Origin of the sequence: Ramlibacter sp. AN1015, from assembly GCF_037726105.1 — a bacterium.
Classification (GTDB): Bacteria; Pseudomonadota; Gammaproteobacteria; order Burkholderiales; family Burkholderiaceae_C; genus Ramlibacter.
The window spans coordinates 463,726-481,938 of record NZ_JBBJUM010000003.1; the positions used below are offsets into that span (position 1 = coordinate 463,726).

Here is an 18,213-nt window from a genome sequence, read left to right on the forward strand (position 1 = left end):
TGCCATGAAAGCGCTCGACCGCAAGGTGCTGCGGGACCTGCATCTGCTCTGGAGCCAGGCGCTCACCATAGCGCTGGTGGTGGCCAGCGGCATCGGCGGATTCCTGGCTACGCTCTCGGCGGTCGGTTCGCTGGCGGGGGCACGAGATGATTTCTATGCCAGTGGTCGTTTCGCCGACGTGTTTGCCAGCGTCAAGCGCGCACCACTGAGCATGACCTCGCGGCTATTGGAGATCCCCGGCGTGGCGGATGTGCAGACGACGGTTGAGAGCGCGGCACGCGTGACGGTGCCCGGCAGCGCGGATCCGGTGATCGGCCAGTTGATCGGGCTGGACGCGCGCCAGCCGCAGCGGCTCAATCGCGTGCGGCTTCGTTCGGGCCGCTGGCCGGAAGGCGGCCGCGGTGCCGGTGGCGAAATTGAAGCCGTCGTGACGGAGAGCTTCGCCGAAGCTCACCACCTGCGCCCGGGCGCGACGGTCTCCGCCCTCATCAACGGCAAGCGCCGCAACTTGCGCATCACCGGCACCGCGCTGTCGCCCGAGTACATCTTCGGCGGCCTCATGGGCATGCCCGACTTACGGGCGTTCGGTGTTTTCTGGATCGACCACGACGAGCTGGCTGCGGCCACCGACATGGTCGGCGCCTTCAACCACGTGGCCCTCAAGCTCGGGCCAGGGGCTTCCGAGCCCAAGGTGCTCGACCACCTGGCGCGGCGCCTGGCCGTCGTTGGAGGCGCGCCCGCACATGGCCGCGCTGAACAGGGATCGCATGCCATGCTGGCTGACGAAATCCGCTCGCAGCGTGTGCTGGGAACCGTGCTGCCAGTCATCTTGCTTGGCGTGGCCGGCTTCCTGCTGCACGTGGTCACCGCGAGACTGGTGGCGACGCAGCGCGAGCAGGTCGCTGCCCTGAAGGCGCTGGGGTATCGCGACAGCTCCATCGCGCTGCACTACCTGAAGCTGGTGGCGCCCATGGTGCTGGGAGGCTATTTGCTCGGCTTGGCGCTTGGCCATCTGATGGGGGCAGGCCTGACAGCCCTCTATGCCGAATTCTTTCGCTTTCCGCGCTTCCACTACCGCATGCCTGTAGGGTTGGCGCTGGCGGCGCTGGGCCTGGTCTGCATGACCGCGGTGCTGGGCACCCTCACCGCGGTTGCTGCCACCGTCCGCCTTTCCCCGGCCGAGGCCATGCGACCACCCTCCCCCGGCCGCTACCGGCGCGCGCTGCTCGAGCGTGTGCCTTGGCTTCGCCTGCCGCCCAGCCTGCGCATGATCGTACGCAACCTGGAGCGCCGCCCCCTGCGCGCGGCGGTCACCATCGGCGGGATGGCCGTCGCCGTGGCGATCGTGATCATGGGCAACTTCCTGCGTGACGCCATGGACACCATCGTGGACACGCAGTTCAACATCGGCATGCGCAGCGACATCGTCGTCTGGACAACCGAGGCGGTGGACGCCGGTGCCGCCGCCCGCGAGCTCTCACGCCTACCGGGCGTGCTGGAGGTCGAAGCCGGACGGCGGCTGAACGTGCGCTTCATCCATGGCCCGCGCAGCGAAAAGGGTTTGCTGGACGCGTACCCCGGCCGCCCAAGCCTGCAACGCGTCGTGGACGTGGAACAGGTGGCGCGGCTGCCAGGAACCCACGGCGTGCTGATGACCGATCGCCTGGCCCATAAGCTGGGCCTGGAACCCGGCGAAATGGTGACGGTGGAACTGCGTGAAGGGCGGCGCGAGGTGCTGCAACTGAGGGTTGAACGCACCGTTCGCGACATGATGGGACTGAACGCCTTCATCGAGCGCGGCAACCTTAACAGGGCGTTGGGCGATGGCGATCTCGCCAACTTCTTCAGTCTTCGAACCGGGCCGAGCGCTGCCACGCCGGTGCTAAACGCGACGCAGGACCTGCCGAAGGTCGCTGGAGCCTTCAGCAAGGCCACCATGCTGCGCAACATGCAGGAGGTCAGCGCACGCAACGTGCTGATCATGAGCTCGATCCTTACCGCGTTCGCCGCCGTAATCGCGGTGGGCGTGGTCTACAACAACGCGCGCATTGCCTTGGCGGAGCGCACGTGGGAACTGGCCAGCCTGCGGGTGCTGGGCTTCAGCCGCGGGGAGGTCTCGGCTCTGCTTCTGGGCGAGTTGGCCATAGGCATCGCATTGGCGTTGCCCTTGGGCATGTTCCTCGGCTGGGGACTGACCCATGCCGTAGTCGGGCTTATGCAAACCGACCAATTCATGTTTCCGGTGGTGATTCGTCCGCGCACCTACGCCTGGGCGGGGCTCTGCGTGGTCGCCGCGGGCGTGGCGAGCGCACTGGTGGTCCGGCGCCGCATCGACCGGCTCGACATGGTTGCTGCACTCAAGACGAGGGAATGAAGATGAACAAGCGCTCGATCCTGGGTTGGGGCAGTGCTGGCGCCGCGACTCTGGCACTGCTCACATGGGCTTTCGTGCCACGCCCAGTGGCGGTGGAGACCGCCACAGTGACGACCGGCCGCTTCGAGGAAAGCATCGAGGAGGATGGCCGCACACGTCTCAAGGACCGCTACACCGTCTCGGCACCAGTGGCGGCGCGCCTGACACGCATCGTGCTGCGTGAGGGCGACAGGGTATCGGCGGGTGACCCCGTGGCCGTGCTGCTGCCGGCCATGCCGTCCATGGTCGATGAGCGCAGCGCCCGCGAAGCGGCCGCTCGGGTGGCAGCGGCTCGAGCGGGCGTGCAGCGGGCTAACGCGGCGCTGGAGCGCGCCGGCATTACGGTCGAGGAAGCCCGCATCGAACTGGAGCGCTCCGAACTGCTTACCCGTGAAGGCTTTCTGTCGGCGGCTCGCCTGGACATTGTCCGACTACATCTTGCGAACGCGCACCGGGCGCAGGACGCCGCACGAGCCGAGCGCGAGATGGCTATCCAGGAGCAGGCGCTAGCCGCGGCCGTGCTGCAGCCGTTGGGCCTGGACAAGGGTTCGGCGCAGCCGATGCCGGTGCACGCGCCAATCGACGGCGTAGTCCTGAAGGTCACGCAACCCAGCGAGGCAACGCTGCCGGCGGGGACTGCGCTGCTGGAGATCGGCGATCCCGCTCGCATGGAGGTGGTGGCCGAACTGCTGACCACCGATGCGGTCAAGGCCGGGCTGGGGCATCGCGCGATCATCGAACGCTGGGGCGGACCACCGGTGCAGGGGCGCGTTCGGCGCGTCGAGCCCGCTGCCTTCACCAAAGTTTCTGCGCTGGGCATCGAGGAGCAGCGGGTCAAGGTACTGATCGACCTCGATCAGCAACCCGCGGGCTGGGAACTTATGGGAGATGGCTTCCGTGTCACGGCCCGGATCGTCATCCAGGACGTCCCGCACGCGGTGCTGGCCCCGGTTGGCGCCCTCTTTCCCTTCGCGGACGGCGGCATGGCCGTCTACCAGATCTCGAACGGCCGTGCCCGGCTGCAGCCGGTGGAGGTCGCGGGCCGGAACGCCAATGAGGCGTGGATCCGCAGTGGCCTGGAACCAGGGCAGGCCCTGATCGTCTATCCGCCGCCGACGGTTTCTGATGGACAACGAGTGCAGATCAGACGGCAATGAGGGTGTGCCGCGAGCCAGTTGCTCGAACTGAGCGGGATTGGCTTACGCCGGGCGCACGCGTCGCTGTGCATGGGGCGGGTCAACGCGCGTTCCACTCGCGGCGACCCACACCAGGCAATCAGGAAGCAGTGAGGGTGTAGCGCTGCCCCATTTCCGGCACCACCGCGGACCAACCCAGATGCTCCTGCAAACGCTGCCTCAGCGCATCGGCGGCAGCAGGCTCACCGTGCGTCACGAAAGTTCGCTGGGGTTTGGCCGACATCTGCCGAAGCCATGCTTCGATCTCCGCCGCATGTTGCACCGAAAAAGGTGAGGTCCATGGCGTTCCAGGATACGGCCGAGGGCGCTTGCTGGCACGGTCAAGCCAGGCGCTTGATGCAGCGCAAAGCACACACCGCAGCGACGCCGACCATCGACGACATGGCGCACACCCACGCTCCGCCGGCTGACCAGGACCCCGCCTGGGTACGGCACCTGGCCACCAGGCTGCAGGCGCAGCGGGTTGAAACCCATATCTCCTGGGTGCTGCTGACCGGCAATACGGCCTACAAATTGAAGAAGCCGCTGCGGCTTCCGTTCCTGGACTATTCGACGCTCGCGCTACGGCGCCACTGGTGCGAGGAGGAGGTTCGACTGAATGAGCGGCTCGCCCCGAAGCTGTACCTCGGCGTGAGTGCGGTGACCGGACCACCCGATGCGCCCGAAATCGATGGGCAGGGACCGGTGCTCGACTACGCCGTGCGCATGCGCCGCTTCGCGTCGGGAGCTCTCTTCAGCGAGCAGCTCATGCGCAACGTGCTCAGTACAGATGCTGTCGATGAACTGGCTGTGAAGATTGCGAACCTGCATCGTCGGGCCCCCGCCTGGACTGGGCCGTTCGAGGCCGCGGGTGTTGGTAGCCGCGCACTCGCCGCCTGGGACGGTGCACGCAGGCTGATGCCTCCGGGCGATGCGCGCTTTCTGCGGAACTGGCTTGAGGCGAGCAATGCTGCACTGCACGCAACCCGCCAAGAGCGCTTCGTGTCGGGGCATGTCCGCGAAGGCCATGGAGATCTGCACCTGGACAACGTCGTAAGCCTGGATGGGGCGGTGGCCGCGTTCGACTGCATCGAGTTCGACCCGACGCTGCGCTTCATCGACGTCATCGACGACGCCTGCTTCACGTTGATGGACTTCGCGGCACGCAGCCGGGCCGATTTGGGCTGGCGCTTCTTCAACCTCTGGCTCGATGAGACCGGTGAGCATGCGGGCCTACCGCTGCTGCGACATGGACTGGTCTACCGCGCGCTCGTGCGGGCGCAGGTGCTGGCGCTGCGCGGTGGGCAGGCTGCCGCGCATAACTATGCGGCACTGGCCCTGACCCTTGCGCGACCGGCACGAGCGCGACTGGCCATCACACACGGCCTGCCCGGTTCCGGAAAGACCTTCGCGTCCCAACACCTGCTGCAATCCTGGGGCGCTGTCCGGCTGCGCACCGACGTCGAACGCAAGCGCATGTTCGGCCTGCAACCCTCGGAGCGATCAGCGCACCGCGGCCTCGACATCTACACCCACGAAGCCAGCACCCGGACCTACGGGCGCGTCTTGGAATTGGCTGCCATCGCCCTTGCCGCCGGCTGGCCGACTGTCATAGACGGCGCCTTCCTCCGGCGCGAGGAGCGTGACAGGGCGCACGCGCTCGCGCGGCGAATGGGCGTTCCGTTCGGGATCGTGGCCTGCACGGCGGATCCGACAGTGCTCCGGCAGAGGCTGGCCACGCGCCGCGGTGACGCGTCCGAAGCAGACGCGACGGTGCTCGATAAGCTGCAGCTGGCGCTCGAGGAGCTCTCCCCGCAGGAGCAGGCGCTGGTATTGGCCGAGCCTTTCTGATGGGCCTGGCGGTCAATCCGGTGACTGGACTGCTGATAGCGATCCTGATGGGCGCTGCCGCTCAGTGCGCCATCAGTACAGGCAGGGTCATTGATGAAAGAAGCGTCCGCGTAGCGCCGCCCAGCAGCCACTCGCGCGCGCGGCTGTGGCCGTAGCAGCCCATGACGAGCATGTCACACGAAAGGTCCGCAACAGTAGAAAGGATGATTTCACCGATGTACTTGGGCTCTGGACCACCGTCGTGCCATATCGGATCGACGCCATGGCTACCCAGGTAGTGCTGAAGCCTTGGGCGCCACTGCGTCGGCTCGCCGCCCCAGCTCAGGACATGAACCTCCGATGCCCTGCGCAGAATGGGGAGAGCCGCTGCCAACGCACGCGCGGCTTCTGGCGTCTCCTTCCACGCGATCGCCACACGCCGAAGAGACGCGGGCGGATCGATGGCAAAGGGAACGAGCACGGCCGATCGCCCCGATCGCGCAAGCACCATCTCCGCGAAGTCCCCCGGCGCGCCCCCCGCAGACGTGGTTTGATGCTGGCCGAGGACCAACAGGTCCGCATACATGGCCCGCAACCCCAGAAGGTTTGCAATGCCCGCCGCACCTTCGAGTTCGGTCCATTGCGCGCGAAGACCGGTCGCCGCGGCTGTCTTTTCAAACGCTTCGCGGGTATCGCGACGCCGCTGTTCGTCGATGTCCATCAGCGCGTTCACGACCAGCGCTCCACCCTCTTCGGGGAAGGGGGCGAAGGTCAGGGACGGCACGGCCGCGTAGACAACGGTCACCGACGCGTCATGGGCGAGCGCGAGGCGGTGCGCCAACTGAAGTCGCGGCACAGCAGATTGCGGATCATCGAGATGTACGAGGATGGATCGGATATCAAGCATCGCGCTCTCCAGAATAGCCATGGGCCATCGTTCAAACAGCAGGATTCGGCCGGACCCCGAGCGAAGGGGCACTTGCCAGATGGGTTCCTCACACGCAATCTACGAGGCTGTCAGATCTGCTGCATGATCCGGATCAAGTGCGCATCGCCTGGTGGCCTCGCCCATGTAACTTCGGGTTTCGCCATGGCCTGATTGCGCAGGCGATGGCCCCACAAGAAACAACGAGCAGATGCTGGTAATCGGATTGGTGCTGGTTCTGCTGCTTGGGCTGCTCGTCTTGCTGGTAGCCGTGCTGTGGTCTATTCGGCGGCAGCACGACGTGAGCTTGAGCATGACGAGCCCGGAGGGCATCGAGCAGCTCCTGCCGTCGCTTGCCGGCGTCGCCCTGGGGCCACTCGTAGCAGGCAATGACGTGGAGTTGCTGGAGAACGGCCGCTATTTCAACGTCCTGCTCGAGCGCATCCATTCGGCGCGGCGGTCGGTACACGTCGAAACGTTTCTGTGGAAAGACGGCGATATCGGCAGGCGGCTGGCAACCGCCCTCGCCGAGGCCGCGCGGCGAGGCTGCGCGGTACGTGTGCTGCTCGATGCGAACGGATGCCGGTTCATTGGAGAGGGAAACCGGTCGATCATGGAAAGGGCCGGCTGCCGGGTTGCGTTCTTCCACGATACCGCGCTGCGCAACATTGGGTTCCTCAACAACCGGGATCACCGGAAGCTCGTGGTAATCGATGGCCGCGAGGCACTGGTGGGCGGCCACTGCATTGTCGATCAGTGGCTCGGCAATGCCGAGGACCATGTTCATCACGCGGACCTCAGCGTCGCGGTGCGGGGGCCGGTAGTCAATGTGCTGCAGGGCGTCTTCAGCGAGAACTGGGTGGGCGAGACCAGCGAGGTATTCAGCGGAGCGGATGTGTTTCCGCACCTGGAGCCAGCAGGTGATGTCAGCGTTCATCCGGCGTACCTCAAGCCGGAGGGATCCGCCTCGGCCGTGAAGATCCTGCACCACACGGTGATCGGCCTGGCGCGCGAGCGCATCCGGATCCAGAACCCCTACTTCATCCCGCAGCCGGCGGCAATCGACGCATTCGGCGAGGCGGTAGCACGCGGGGTGGATGTACAGGTACTGGTTCCAGCCACCAGTGGATCCGACAATCCCAAGGTGCAGCACGCCGCGCACCGCAATTTCGAGAAGCTGCTGCGGTGCGGAGTGCGTATCTTCGAGTACCCCCACACCCTGCTGCACCAGAAGGTGATGACGGTGGACGGCACCTGGAGCGCCATCGGATCGAGCAACTTTGACGACCGTTCGTTCGAAACCAACGACGAGCTGACCCTGGGCATTCTCGATCGCTCACTGGCCACACGGCTCGATGACATCTTCGATCACTACGTGGGAAGGGCAGACGAGATCCAACTGGAGGCGTGGCGTCGTCGCGGGATCTGGCACAAGGCGCAGGACAATGCTTTTTACCTGTTTCACCTGCTGCTGTAGATGACGACCTGCTCATTGACGGCAACGCCAACATGGGCGGCGTTGACGGCCGCGTCCCACAGCAATTCAGTCGCCGACATGGTGATGCCGGTCGGGCCAATCTAGTGATAGCCGGAGAGCCTGAATTGATCCTTCGCAAGAGATCCGCAGATCGCCAGCCACTTGGCTAAGGAGCGATTTCATAGCGCGTCCGCACTGCCGCGGTAATTGCGCCATTGACGTCGCTGATGCGGCCGAGTCGGTAGTTCTCCTCCAGGTGGCGCAGGTCCCTGGCGAGTGCCCGATCCCCGAAGACATCCATCACCCAGCGAGAGAAGTCACCGCGCCACACGTGTGCATCACAACCGGGTGAGGGGCATCGCTCCAGCAACTGGACGAAGTCGCGCAAGGTGCCTGCCCTCTTCCACCGATCTCGCCGCTTTTTTGCGAGAAAACGAAGGCATGCTGAGGCGCGACAGGTACGTCCAAGTACTTGGTGCGATGCCGGTGGATTCGACCAGTGACAATGATCACGGCCAAGCCACGCTCGCGAGCGCGCACGATGGAGTGCCGCACCGCCGGAACCAGATGGCCGTGCTCGGCGATCGTGCCGTCGTAGTCAAGGGCGATGGCCTTGAGCTTCATTCGGTAGTCAACTGCAGAATGTGGAAAGGGGTGGCCGCCGCGGGTCACCGGACCTCAGCTCCTGACGAGACTTCTTGCAGCGATGCGCGGGGCATCGTAGGAACCAGGGGCCGGATGGACTTTGATTACGCGCAAGCGGCCGCCCCTCTTGTTTCGGTTCTCCAGGACGAGCACCCACGGCGCCGGAGCTCGAGCACGAATTCGGAAGTGCAATCAGGCAAGTCTTGAGCAGGATCAAAGAGCCTTTGACCGTGGTTCCTAAAGTAATCCGGCGCAGCTTGGCGCACACCCTTCCACCACTTTCGAGGAAATCAGCATGAGCAACCTTCGCCTACTGGATCCGACCTTCGGGGACAACTTCGAACACGCTTTTCGTCGGTTCTTTCCGGTCTCACTCTTCGACTCCGATCAGCCACACCTGAAGATGCGCCTCGATGTCACCGAAGACGCCAAGGCCTACAAGGTCAAGGCCGACATTCCGGGCGTGAAAAAGGAGGACATCAGCGTTCGTGTAGACGGAAATCTCGTACAGATCGAAGCCGAGGCGCGCAGCGAGAAGGAAACTCGCGAAGGCGAGAAGGTGCTACGCAGCGAGCGGTACTACGGCACCATCGCCCGCAGCTTTTCGCTGGGTCAGGACGTGGATCCTGCCGGCGTGCATGCCAAGTATTCGGACGGTGTCTTGACTCTCGACCTGCCGAAGAAGGCGCGCTCGGATACGCGCCAGATAGACGTTCAATGAGCGCGTGAATGGCTGGTGCAGGCCTTACCCACTGCACTCACGGCGGCTGGACCTCTGGCTCTGGCTGATGTCCGCCAACACGGAGTTGTTGGCGACCAGCCGGTGACCTAGCCCGGGTCCGGTCGCTTGCACCGCCGCAGCCCGTTTTGGCGATTGCCAAGAGCCTGGTCGAGGCGCACGGCGGTCGCATCTGGGTCGAGAGCACGCGGGGCGAGGGAAGCTGCTTCTACTTCACGATTCCAAGAGTCGACCGAGCGGGATGCGAAAAGACGGCGACGGGGACGCTGCGTGAAGCAGCCTCGCTTGCCAGCGTTGTACCGCACGGCGCCGCTAACCCACCCGGCCTCAAACCGGCCCGGCCCGCCAACGCCAGATTCAGCGCGGGCCCTGCTCCCCGGCTGGCCATCGACACAGAAAAGTACCTGCAGCAGCGGCAGAGTTCTCGGTTCGGGCCGGGCTCGACCGGCTCGCTCTGCCGTCGCCTATCGCCGCCTCGTCAAGACGTTCATCGGTGAGCCGACGATGGTCCGACCCCGCTCGTTGATCTCGGTCAAGTGCCGCAGCTATCGGACCGGCCAACACTGGCGCGGTCGAATGCGAATCCGCGCATCCGCCCACATCGAAACCTGGAGATTGATCGATGGCACAGCAGCAAACGCGCTACGTGGAATGGTTCGAGGCGCTCGGGCGCGGGGACGTCGCGCGCGTCGGCGGCAAGAATGCCTCGCTCGGGGAGATGATCCGCAGCCTCAAGCGCGAGGGCGTGCGGGTGCCGGACGGCTTCGCCACCACCGCGGACGCCTTTCGCGAGTACGTGGCGCGTAACGGTATTGCCGAGCGCATGCAGGCACGGCTGCAGGCGCAGGCCAGCGGAAAGGCCTCGCTGCACGAAACCGGCGAGGCGATCCGACGGCTGTTCCTCGAGGGCGAGTTCCCGTCGGACATTGCCGAAGCGATCCGCGGTGCTTGGCGCGAGCTGTCGCGGCGGAGCGGGCTGGACGAAGTCGCAGTCGCAGTGCGCTCCAGCGCCACGGCCGAAGACCTGCCAGAGGCCAGCTTCGCCGGCCAGCAGGAGACCTTCCTGAACGTGCGCGGCGAGCGTGCTCTGATGGACGCTTGCCGCCGCTGCTACGCATCTCTGTTCACCGACCGCGCCATCAGCTACCGTGAGACACGCGGCTTCGACCACTTGCAGGTGGCGCTGTCGATCGGCGTGCAACGCATGGTTCGGGCCGACCTGGCCGGCGCGGGCGTGATGTTCTCAATCGATACGGAGACCGGCTTCCCCGGCGCGGTAGTGATCAGCGCCGCCTGGGGCTTGGGCGAGAACGTGGTGCAAGGAGCAGTCAACCCCGACAAGTACCTCGTGTTCAAGCCGCTGCTGGACAAGCCCCGCCTGCGCCCCATCCTGGAGAAGAGCCTGGGCGAGAAGGAACGCAAGATGGTGTATGCCGCTGGCGGCAGCGGCCGCACGCGCAACATCGACACCACCCGCCGCGAGCGCGAAAGCTTCGTGCTTTCCGACGACGAGATCCTGCAGCTGGCCCGCTGGGCTGTGGTGATCGAGCGGCACTACGGCCGCCCGATGGACATGGAGTGGGCCAAGGACGGCGAGACCGGCGAGCTGGCAATCGTGCAAGCGCGGCCCGAGACCGTGCAGGCCAATGCAGACGCGGGCGCGATGAAGGTCTACCGACTGAAGGACAAGGGTGGGCAGCCGCTGGTCACGGGCGCGGCCATCGGCCAGGCGATTGCGACGGGCACGGTGTGCGTGATCCGCAGCGCCAGCGAGCTAGCACTCTTCCGGCCTGGCGCGATTCTCGCGACCGAGATCACCGACCCCGACTGGGTGCCGATCATGAAGCAGGCCGCGGGCATCATCACCGACCACGGCAGCACCACCAGCCATGCCGCCATCGTGAGCCGCGAGCTGGGCGTGCCCGCCATCGTCGGCACACGCACTGGCACCGACGTGCTGCAGGAGGGCCAGGAAATCACGCTGTCGTGCGCCGATGGCGACGTGGGCCACGCCTACGCCGGGCGACTGGCGTTCGAGGTCGAGGATGTGGCGCTGGACAAGTTGCCGTCCACGCGCACGCAGATGATGGTGAACATTGCCAGCCCCGCCGCGGCCTTCCAGTGGTGGCGCTTGCCTGCGCGCGGCATCGGCCTGGCGCGCATGGAGTTCATCATCAGCAACCTCATCAAGGTGCACCCCATGGCGCTGGTGCACCCCGAACGCGTCGAGGACCGCGAGGCCCAGCGCGAGATCCGCGAGCTGACGCGGCGCTATGCCAGCCCGGCGGACTACTTCGTCGATATGCTGGCGCAGGGCATTGCCAAGATCACGGCGCCCTTCTACCCGCATCCGGTGATCGTTCGCCTCAGCGACTTCAAGACCAACGAGTACGCACACCTGGTCGCGGGCGCAGGTTTCGAGCCGCACGAAGAGAACCCCATGCTGGGCTGGCGCGGTGCCTCGCGCTACTACGACGACCGCTATCGCGAAGGGTTTGCCCTGGAGTGCCGCGCCCTGCGCAAGGTGCGCGAGGAGATCGGGCTAGACAACGTGATCGTGATGGTCCCGTTCTGCCGGACACCCGACGAGGCCGACCGCGTGCTGGCCGCGATGGCCGACAACGGGCTGGCCCGGGGACAAGGCGGCTTGCAGGTGTACATGATGTGCGAGATCCCTTCGAACGTGATCTTGGCGGAGGAGTTCGCGCGGCGCTTCGACGGCTTCTCGATCGGCAGCAACGACCTGACCCAGCTCATTCTGGGCGTCGATCGCGACTCGGGCGATCTCGCACCCTTGTTTGACGAGCGCAGCGAAGCGGTCAAACGAGCCGTTCACGAAGCCATCGTCAAAGCGCACGCGGCTGGCATCAAGATCGGCATCTGCGGGCAGGCACCGAGCAATTACCCCGAGTTCGCGGCCTTCCTGGTCGAGGAAGGCATCGACTCCATCTCGCTGAACCCAGACAGCTTCGTGGCGACGGTAAGGCGCGTCGCGCAGGTGGAGTCGGCGGGTTTGCCACAAGCCACCGTCGTGTAGTAGCGGAGGTGGTCGATGGCGCGATGGGCGGCGCGAATTTCATCAAGAAGCTTCAGGAGCACTTAGCACGACCATGATGAAAACCGCTGTCGTCCGCGAGGAGAAGGGCGATGCGCGCTTGAACTGCACGGGAACTTGATTGCGTGTCATGCCGCCTGTCCGTTTCACTTCCATGTTGAAGCTTGCCACTCTTGCGGTCACCGTCGGTGCGGCGACGGCGGCGGCGCTGCAGGGCTCACGCCGGACAGCCGACGAGCGGCAGGCCGACCTCGCCTGGGACCAGTTGCTTGGAGCTGCTGCCGCGCCCTCCGAGCGCTTCCATCCATCCATGGTGGCCGGGCTGCCCGAACCGGCGCAACGGTTCTTCGCCTACGCCATACAGCCCGGCACGCAGCTGTCAGCGGCCGTGGAGATCACGATGGAGGGCGAGCTCTCCCTCGGCACGAAGGAGGATCCGAAGTACCAGCCCATGCGTGCCCGCCAACTGCTGGTGTCTCCACATGGGCTGGTGTGGCGCGTGCAGGCCGGTTCGGGATGGCTGCGCATGTCGGGCTCGGACGGCATGGTGCAGGGCCGTTCGTGGACGCGCTTCTGGCTGTTCGGCCTCGTGCCCATTGTGCGGGCCGGCGATAGCCCAGATCACTCGCGTGCGTCGTTCGGCCGGGTCGTTGCCGAGGCGGCGATCTGGTCGCCCGCGTCCGTGCTGCCCCAGGCCAACGTTCAGTGGCGGGAGTTGGACGCGGACACGGCTCGGGCCACCGTTACGCATCGAGGCATGGTCCAGGAGGTGGACATCCGGGTGAACGCGCAGGGCCAGCCGTTGTGGGTCAGGATTCCCCGGTGGACCGATGCCAACCCGCAGAAGGAGTTCAGGGTGCAGCCCTTCGGCGGCGAGCTGTCCGACTTCCGCCAGGTAGGCGGATACCGGCTTCCGTTTCGCGTGGACGGCGGAAACTTCTTCGGAACAGACGACTACTTTCCGTTTTACCGGGCGCGGGTGCGGGACATTCGGGTGCTGTGAGGGTGATCGTTGGCGCGGCGATCAAGGCACCAGCGGCGACTGGTGGGTGACGCCCTCACGGCTGCGAAGGCCAGTCGGTGAATGGGAAAGGCAACTCCTCGGTGCGGAACGCGACGAAATCGGCGATCTGCGAAAGATAGCGGCCTATGCTGCCGCCGAATTCGCGCAGGCGGGTGTTCGCATCACCGGTGGCCAACGTGAACACCAACTGGATGATTGCCGTGCAGAGCAGCAGCCAGGCGGACAGCTGGAACGCCGCCGAGAAAAGCGCCATGAGCAGCGCGCGCACCCAGAGTTTGCGCGGCGGGGCGTCGGCGGAGCCGATGGGGATTTTCATTCACCACGTCCTGCGGTTTGGTTCAAGCTGGGCGGCACACCGCCAGTCAGCCATGATGCACCTAGGTTTCAGAGCGCCCTCAGTGGCCGTCGCATCTTGGCCACTTCTTGATGCGGCTCAAGTCGGCGCAGTCGCCAGGGTCGAATGATGGCCATGTTGAAGGAGATCACCATGTACAAGCGCATCCTGGTGGCCGTCGATGGCAGCGGTCCTTCGACCCGTGCCCTCGAATCGGCCTTGCGGATGGCCGCCGAGTCGGGCGGCCGCGTCCGGCTCGTCCACGTGCTGGACGAACTTGACTTCGTATCCGGCTACGGCTGGGCGCCGGACCTGGTCGCCACCGCCCATCGCCAGGCCGGCGAGCTGCTGACGGCGGCCGAGCAACTTGCCCGCGATGCAGAGGTGCCGGCCGAGTCGCACCTGGTCGATGCGCCCGGCCATCGCATAGGTGACCTCATCGCCCGCGAAGCCCGGTCGTGGGAGGCGGACCTGGTGGTAACGGGCACACACGGCCGGCGTGGCATCGCCCGCGCCGTGCTGGGCAGCGGCACAGAACAGATCCTGCGGGCGGCGCCGGTTCCGGTGCTGGTGGTGCGATCCGGCGATCCGATGGCCAGCGACTGACCACTCCCGTTCAGAGCGAGTCCTTTGGGTGGTTCGCAGCTTCGCTATAGGAGCTCCGCGGCAAAGTCTGGATAGATTCCCGGCTTGCCGGACCACGAGGCGTCATTGGCAGCTCGCCATCACCTGATTGGACGAGGACGAACCTGCAGGGGCTCTGCGTGTAGCCCCTCAGGCCGCTACCGCCCCCTGGAGCGCCTGCCGGCGTTCCCGCAGCCGCTCACCCAGCGCAAGCAGATCCAGCTGCCGGGCTGACCGGGCTTTCGGGAACAGCTCGTCGCGCTCTTCCTTCACGTGGTGTTCGACCGCGCGCGCCAGTTCGGACACCAGCGCGTCCATCTTGTCGCCCGCGGATCCCAGACCGCGTATGCGGGCGATGAGGTCCTTGGCTTCCTGGTGCTCCTCCACGCCTTCCTGAACGATGTCGGACGCGTCGGGCACGGTGCGGCGCAGCTCGGGGTAGAAGATCTCCTCCTCTATCTGCGCGTGCACGGTGAGATCGTCGCAGATGCGGGTTGCCAGCGCCGTGCGCTGCTCCACCGACTGGGCAGGCATGGCCATTGCGAGCCGCGCGTATTCGACGAACAGGTGCTTGACGGCAATGTGGTCCGCGTCGAGCAAATCGCACGCGTCCTTGTGGGGGGCTTCGGGCATGTGTCTTCCTTGTTCGGTTCGGCGCCTACATCAGCGGCGGATCCATCTCGCGGCCGAAGTGCCGGTGCTTGCGCATCGCGTCGATGAACGAGGCGGCGGCCTCGCGCGCGGTCGCGCTGTCCGTGAAGAACAGGCCGCTGCCGCCTTGCTCGTAGCTCTTGTCCAGCACCATCGGCAGCCCCGCGCGCGACATCAGGCGGTGCGAGGAGCCGATCGCCAGGATGGTCTTGCAGTGGCGGAACTGGTCCTTGATGAACTCCATCGTATGGCCGTCCTGCGCGAGCGCGGCGACGCCCTCCTCGCCGTCGGGCAGCACCAGGGCGTCGAAGAGAAAGCCGGGCTCGTTCTCCAGCGAGGCGTCGGCGTCGAGCACGTCGCCGTCCGAGGTCGGCATGCGCCCGATCCGCGTGCCCACCAGGCGCGCGACGACACCTTCCTCGACCAGCGCCCGCTGCACCGCCGAAATGGACGCGCCGTGTACGCCCGGCGCGACGAGCAGCGCCACCTTGCGGCCCTGCAGCGACCCGTTGCCGGGCCGCGCCAGCAGGGACAACGCGGGCGATCGCTCCACCTCCGGCGGCGTGGGCTGGGCCAACGCCAGCGACAGCGGATCGGGCAGGGGGTCGATTCCCAGTCCGGTCGCCACTTTCTTCGCCAGCCAGTCGGACACGTGGCGCAGGCCCGCGACCATGCGCTCGCGCACGGCGGGCACAGTGACCTTCGACAGCTCGAAGCGGAAGGCGTTGGCGATGTGGTCCTGCTCCACCGGCGTCTGGCTGTCGAAGAACAGCCTGGCCTGCGTGTAGTGGTCGGCGAACTTCTCGGGCTTGGCGCGCACCTTCCCCTGCTGGTCCTCGGCGCGGATGCGCGCCGGCACCGACACGAAGCCCTGCTGCATGGCCCCGGCCTGGAAGGGGCAGCCGCCGGCCAGCGAGTTCGGCTCGTACGACACGCGGCCGCGCGGAATCGCCTGCCGGTGGAAGCCGTCGCGCTGGTTGTTGTGCACGGGCGCGATCGGCGCGTTGATGGGGATCTCGTGGAAGTTGGGCCCGCCCAGACGCGAGATCTGCGTGTCCACGTAGGAATGAATGCGGCCGGCCAGCAGCGGGTCGTTGCTGAAGTCGATGCCTGGCACCACATGCGCCGCGCAAAAGGCGACCTGCTCGGTCTCGGCGAAAAAGTTGTCGGGGTTGCGGTTCAGGACCATGCGCCCGACCGGCCGCAGCGGCACCAGCTCCTCGGGAACGATCTTGGTGGCGTCCAGGATGTCGAAACTGAACTGCTCGGCCTGCTCCTCGGTGAACACCTGCAGCGCGAGTTCGTACTCGGGGTAGGCGCCTGCCTCGATGCGCTCCCACAGGTCGCGCCGGTGGTAGTCGGGGTCCGCGCCGGAGATCTTCACCGCCTCGTCCCACACCAGCGAATGCGTGCCCGCCATGGGCGTCCAGTGGAACTTGACGAATACGGACTCGCCCTGGTCATTGACCATGCGGAAGGTGTGCACGCCGAAGCCCTGCATGGTGGCGTAGCTGCGCGGGATGGCGCGATCGCTCATCTGCCACATCAGCATGTGCGTGGACTCCGGCATGAGCGACACGAAGTCCCAGAAGGTGTCGTGCGCACTGGCCGCCTGCGGCATCTGGTGGTGCGGCTCGGGCTTGACGGCATGCACCAGGTCCGGGAACTTCATCGAGTCCTGGATGAAGAACACCGGAATGTTGTTGCCCACCAAGTCCCAGTTGCCTTCGTCCGTGTAGAACTTCACGGCGAAGCCGCGCACGTCACGCGCTGTGTCCTTGGACCCGCGCTCGCCCTGCACGGTGGAAAAGCGCACGAACACCGGCGTGACCTTGCCCGCTTCGCGGAAGGGCGCCGCCTTGGTGATGCCGGTCAGCGGCTCGTAGCACTCGAAGAAGCCGTGCGCGCCGGAGCCGCGCGCGTGCACGATGCGCTCGGGGATGCGCTCGTGGTCGAAGTGCGTGATCTTCTCGCGCAGGATGAAGTCCTCGAGCAGCACCGGCCCGCGCGTGCCGTACTTCAGCGAGTTCTGGTTGTCAGCGACGCGCACGCCCTGGTTGGTGGTCAGCACCTGGCCGGAGGAGTCCACGCGCACGCGGTCGAGGGGGTTCACCAGGGGGTTGCGGCCTTCATCGGCGACGGTGCCGACCTTGTCGTTGGTGTTCTCCTCCGAGAGCGTGCTGCCGGTGGGCAGGCGCGACGCCGGCTTCGCAGTGGCGCCGGACATCGGCGACAGGCCGTTCTCGAAGCCGTGCTCGGCCGGCTTGGTCGAGTTCTGCGGCATGGCCGCGGCCAGCTCCTGCACCTGCACCATCTTCTTCGAGGGGGCGTCCAGCATCGCACCGGCGACGGCGCTCGGCCCGCTGTCGGTGTTGCGGGAGGCGGACTTCGCGGCTGCGCGGCTGGGGGGCTGGGGAGGGGTTTTCGTGGATTTGGGCATGGCGGCAGCCGGCGATGGGAAGCGTGCACGCTACGGGGCGGCGGTGCGGCACCTTGTAGGAGGCGGCCGTGTCGCTCGGCCAGCCCTGTCCGGGGGCGGACGCTGCACGGCCGATCGACCGCCTGGTGCCAGTCGGCGCCGGGTCGCTTGCGCATCGATGGCAAGTGCACGGCCCATCAAGGGTCGAGCGACTCACACCGCTCGAACCAGGCGCCGCGTTGAAGCAGAAAGAGGTCTTCGGGACCGGTGCGCCTCAAGCCAGCCGCTGCAGCCAGCTCAGGCCGGTGTGGGCCCAGTCCGCCAGCAGGTGTACGGTCGTCAGGGCGAAGCCGACTGCGCCGATGCCGACCACCGCCGAGGACAGCAGGGCAACGCCGTCGCGGAACATCCATCCCAGGCTGAGCAGGATGAGGCTGAGACTGGGAAGCACGTTGCCAAGGGGCAGCGGCAGCAGGATCAGCACGCCCATCAGCCCGATCCACAGGCCCCAGCCCACGTGCGTGCGGGGGTGGTACAGCAGCGCCCAGCGCGCGCGCAGCACGCGGGCCGAGGTGCCATAGAGCCAGCTCAGCGCATGCAGGCAGCGGCGTGACCAGGCTTCGCTCAGGACCAATCGACCCAGGCGCTCAGGCAGGCGGGGCGTTGCGTCCGCGCCGCGATGCCAGCGCCACGCCAGCGCCAGGATGACGAAGGCGAGCACCGTGCCGGCTCCTGCGATGGGCGTGCCGCTGAACAGTGCCAGCAGCAGCAGCAGGACGGCCGCCGAATCGCTGCCGTGCAGGTGCAGCAAGCCAGGCAGGGTGAGCTGCAGCCCCGCAGCATCGCAGCTCGCCTGTTTCCGAGCCGCGCGCCGAAAGGTCGCGGCCAGTCGTTTGGACATA

General features: G+C 66.4%; 16 protein-coding genes. 9 read left to right on the forward strand and 7 right to left on the reverse strand.

All coding sequences use genetic code 11. The features are described from left to right. Positions 1–4 precede the first annotated feature (4 nt). Together WG922_RS07405 and WG922_RS07410 are read left to right on the forward strand one after the other, a co-directional pair. The gene (locus tag WG922_RS07405) at positions 5–2,374 is read left to right on the forward strand and encodes an ABC transporter permease (RefSeq protein WP_340281751.1); all 2,370 of its coding nucleotides are present in this window, start codon (positions 5–7) and stop codon (positions 2,372–2,374) included. Continuing rightward, complete coding sequence (locus WG922_RS07410; protein WP_340281753.1) at positions 2,371–3,570, forward strand: efflux RND transporter periplasmic adaptor subunit; 1,200 nt, start codon at positions 2,371–2,373, stop codon at positions 3,568–3,570. Before WG922_RS07405 ends, WG922_RS07410 begins: the two co-directional genes overlap by 4 nt. Before the next feature lie 118 nt (positions 3,571–3,688). On the opposite strand, the gene WG922_RS21965 is transcribed toward WG922_RS07410, so the two are convergent. Beyond that, positions 3,689–3,961 (reverse strand): MBL fold metallo-hydrolase RNA specificity domain-containing protein, encoded by a 273-nt coding sequence (locus WG922_RS21965; RefSeq protein ID WP_445322800.1) that lies wholly within the window; start codon positions 3,959–3,961, stop codon positions 3,689–3,691. Between WG922_RS21965 and WG922_RS07420 the strand changes: the two genes are divergently transcribed. Beyond that, positions 3,889–5,439, forward strand: a complete 1,551-nt coding sequence (locus tag WG922_RS07420; protein WP_340281754.1) for a bifunctional aminoglycoside phosphotransferase/ATP-binding protein — start codon at positions 3,889–3,891, stop codon at positions 5,437–5,439. The two genes, WG922_RS21965 and WG922_RS07420, sit on opposite strands and share 73 nt — an antisense overlap. 61 nt (positions 5,440–5,500) lie before the next feature. Here the strand turns inward: WG922_RS07420 and WG922_RS07425 are convergent, their stop codons facing one another. Next, a complete protein-coding gene (locus WG922_RS07425) occupies positions 5,501–6,346 on the reverse strand; it encodes a universal stress protein (RefSeq protein WP_340281755.1) in 846 nt (281 codons plus the stop codon). A 208-nt stretch (positions 6,347–6,554) separates the two neighbouring features. Between WG922_RS07425 and WG922_RS07430 the strand changes: the two genes are divergently transcribed. Continuing rightward, positions 6,555–7,820 carry a phospholipase D-like domain-containing protein gene (locus WG922_RS07430; protein WP_340281756.1) on the forward strand — a complete coding sequence of 422 codons (1,266 nt, stop codon included), beginning with the start codon at positions 6,555–6,557 and terminating at the stop codon, positions 7,818–7,820. Between the two features lie 300 nt (positions 7,821–8,120). Here WG922_RS07430 and WG922_RS07435 read toward each other — a convergent pair whose 3' ends face one another. After that, the gene (locus tag WG922_RS07435) at positions 8,121–8,444 is read right to left on the reverse strand and encodes an HAD family hydrolase (RefSeq protein WP_340281757.1); all 324 of its coding nucleotides are present in this window, start codon (positions 8,442–8,444) and stop codon (positions 8,121–8,123) included. Positions 8,445–8,760: 316 nt separating this feature from the next. Here WG922_RS07435 and WG922_RS07440 point away from each other — a divergent pair, with 316 nt between their 5' ends. The 4 genes from WG922_RS07440 (at position 8,761) to WG922_RS07455 (ending at position 13,262) form a co-directional block, all read left to right on the forward strand. Next, a complete protein-coding gene (locus tag WG922_RS07440) occupies positions 8,761–9,186 on the forward strand; it encodes an Hsp20/alpha crystallin family protein (RefSeq protein WP_340281758.1) in 426 nt (141 codons plus the stop codon). Between the two features lie 146 nt (positions 9,187–9,332). Then, entirely contained in the window at positions 9,333–9,701 is a 369-nt protein-coding gene (locus WG922_RS07445; protein WP_340281759.1) for an ATP-binding protein, read from the forward strand. 125 nt (positions 9,702–9,826) lie between these two features. Continuing rightward, positions 9,827–12,241, forward strand: a complete 2,415-nt coding sequence (gene ppsA, locus WG922_RS07450) for a phosphoenolpyruvate synthase (RefSeq protein WP_340281760.1) — start codon at positions 9,827–9,829, stop codon at positions 12,239–12,241. Positions 12,242–12,413: 172 nt separating this feature from the next. Then, on the forward strand, positions 12,414–13,262 hold the full coding sequence (locus WG922_RS07455; protein WP_340281761.1) for a DUF6544 family protein: 849 nt from the start codon (positions 12,414–12,416) through the stop codon (positions 13,260–13,262). Between the two features lie 55 nt (positions 13,263–13,317). Here WG922_RS07455 and WG922_RS07460 read toward each other — a convergent pair whose 3' ends face one another. Beyond that, complete coding sequence (locus tag WG922_RS07460) at positions 13,318–13,599, reverse strand: DUF4389 domain-containing protein (RefSeq protein WP_340281762.1); 282 nt, start codon at positions 13,597–13,599, stop codon at positions 13,318–13,320. 153 nt (positions 13,600–13,752) lie between these two features. Between WG922_RS07460 and WG922_RS07465 the strand changes: the two genes are divergently transcribed. Next, complete coding sequence (locus WG922_RS07465; protein ID WP_340281763.1) at positions 13,753–14,223, forward strand: universal stress protein; 471 nt, start codon at positions 13,753–13,755, stop codon at positions 14,221–14,223. A gap of 168 nt (positions 14,224–14,391) precedes the next feature. On the opposite strand, the gene WG922_RS07470 is transcribed toward WG922_RS07465, so the two are convergent. From WG922_RS07470 to WG922_RS07480, 3 genes are all read right to left on the reverse strand, one after another. Beyond that, positions 14,392–14,874, reverse strand: a complete 483-nt coding sequence (locus tag WG922_RS07470; protein ID WP_340281764.1) for a hemerythrin domain-containing protein — start codon at positions 14,872–14,874, stop codon at positions 14,392–14,394. A 25-nt stretch (positions 14,875–14,899) separates the two neighbouring features. Then, on the reverse strand, positions 14,900–17,332 hold the full coding sequence (locus WG922_RS07475) for a catalase (RefSeq protein WP_340281765.1): 2,433 nt from the start codon (positions 17,330–17,332) through the stop codon (positions 14,900–14,902). 253 nt (positions 17,333–17,585) lie between these two features. Then, positions 17,586–18,212: an exopolysaccharide biosynthesis protein gene (locus tag WG922_RS07480; protein ID WP_340281766.1), complete on the reverse strand. Its 627-nt coding sequence runs from the start codon at positions 18,210–18,212 to the stop codon at positions 17,586–17,588. Between the last annotated feature and the right edge of the window lies 1 nt (position 18,213).

What these genes read in the sequence shown, in the direction of transcription:
- WG922_RS07405 (WP_340281751.1), top strand. Translation starts at nt 5, where the DNA reads ATGAAAGCGCTCGACCGCAAGGTGCTGCGGGACCTGCATCTGCTCTGG.
- WG922_RS07410 (WP_340281753.1), top strand. Translation starts at nt 2,371, where the DNA reads ATGAAGATGAACAAGCGCTCGATCCTGGGTTGGGGCAGTGCTGGCGCC.
- WG922_RS07420 (WP_340281754.1), top strand. Translation starts at nt 3,889, where the DNA reads ATGGCGTTCCAGGATACGGCCGAGGGCGCTTGCTGGCACGGTCAAGCC.
- WG922_RS07425 (WP_340281755.1), bottom strand. Translation starts at nt 6,346, where the DNA reads ATGGCTATTCTGGAGAGCGCGATGCTTGATATCCGATCCATCCTCGTA.
- WG922_RS07430 (WP_340281756.1), top strand. Translation starts at nt 6,555, where the DNA reads ATGCTGGTAATCGGATTGGTGCTGGTTCTGCTGCTTGGGCTGCTCGTC.
- WG922_RS07435 (WP_340281757.1), bottom strand. Translation starts at nt 8,444, where the DNA reads ATGAAGCTCAAGGCCATCGCCCTTGACTACGACGGCACGATCGCCGAG.
- WG922_RS07440 (WP_340281758.1), top strand. Translation starts at nt 8,761, where the DNA reads ATGAGCAACCTTCGCCTACTGGATCCGACCTTCGGGGACAACTTCGAA.
- ppsA (WP_340281760.1), top strand. Translation starts at nt 9,827, where the DNA reads ATGGCACAGCAGCAAACGCGCTACGTGGAATGGTTCGAGGCGCTCGGG.
- WG922_RS07455 (WP_340281761.1), top strand. Translation starts at nt 12,414, where the DNA reads ATGTTGAAGCTTGCCACTCTTGCGGTCACCGTCGGTGCGGCGACGGCG.
- WG922_RS07460 (WP_340281762.1), bottom strand. Translation starts at nt 13,599, where the DNA reads ATGAAAATCCCCATCGGCTCCGCCGACGCCCCGCCGCGCAAACTCTGG.
- WG922_RS07465 (WP_340281763.1), top strand. Translation starts at nt 13,753, where the DNA reads ATGTTGAAGGAGATCACCATGTACAAGCGCATCCTGGTGGCCGTCGAT.
- WG922_RS07470 (WP_340281764.1), bottom strand. Translation starts at nt 14,874, where the DNA reads ATGCCCGAAGCCCCCCACAAGGACGCGTGCGATTTGCTCGACGCGGAC.
- WG922_RS07475 (WP_340281765.1), bottom strand. Translation starts at nt 17,332, where the DNA reads ATGCCCAAATCCACGAAAACCCCTCCCCAGCCCCCCAGCCGCGCAGCC.
- WG922_RS07480 (WP_340281766.1), bottom strand. Translation starts at nt 18,212, where the DNA reads ATGTCCAAACGACTGGCCGCGACCTTTCGGCGCGCGGCTCGGAAACAG.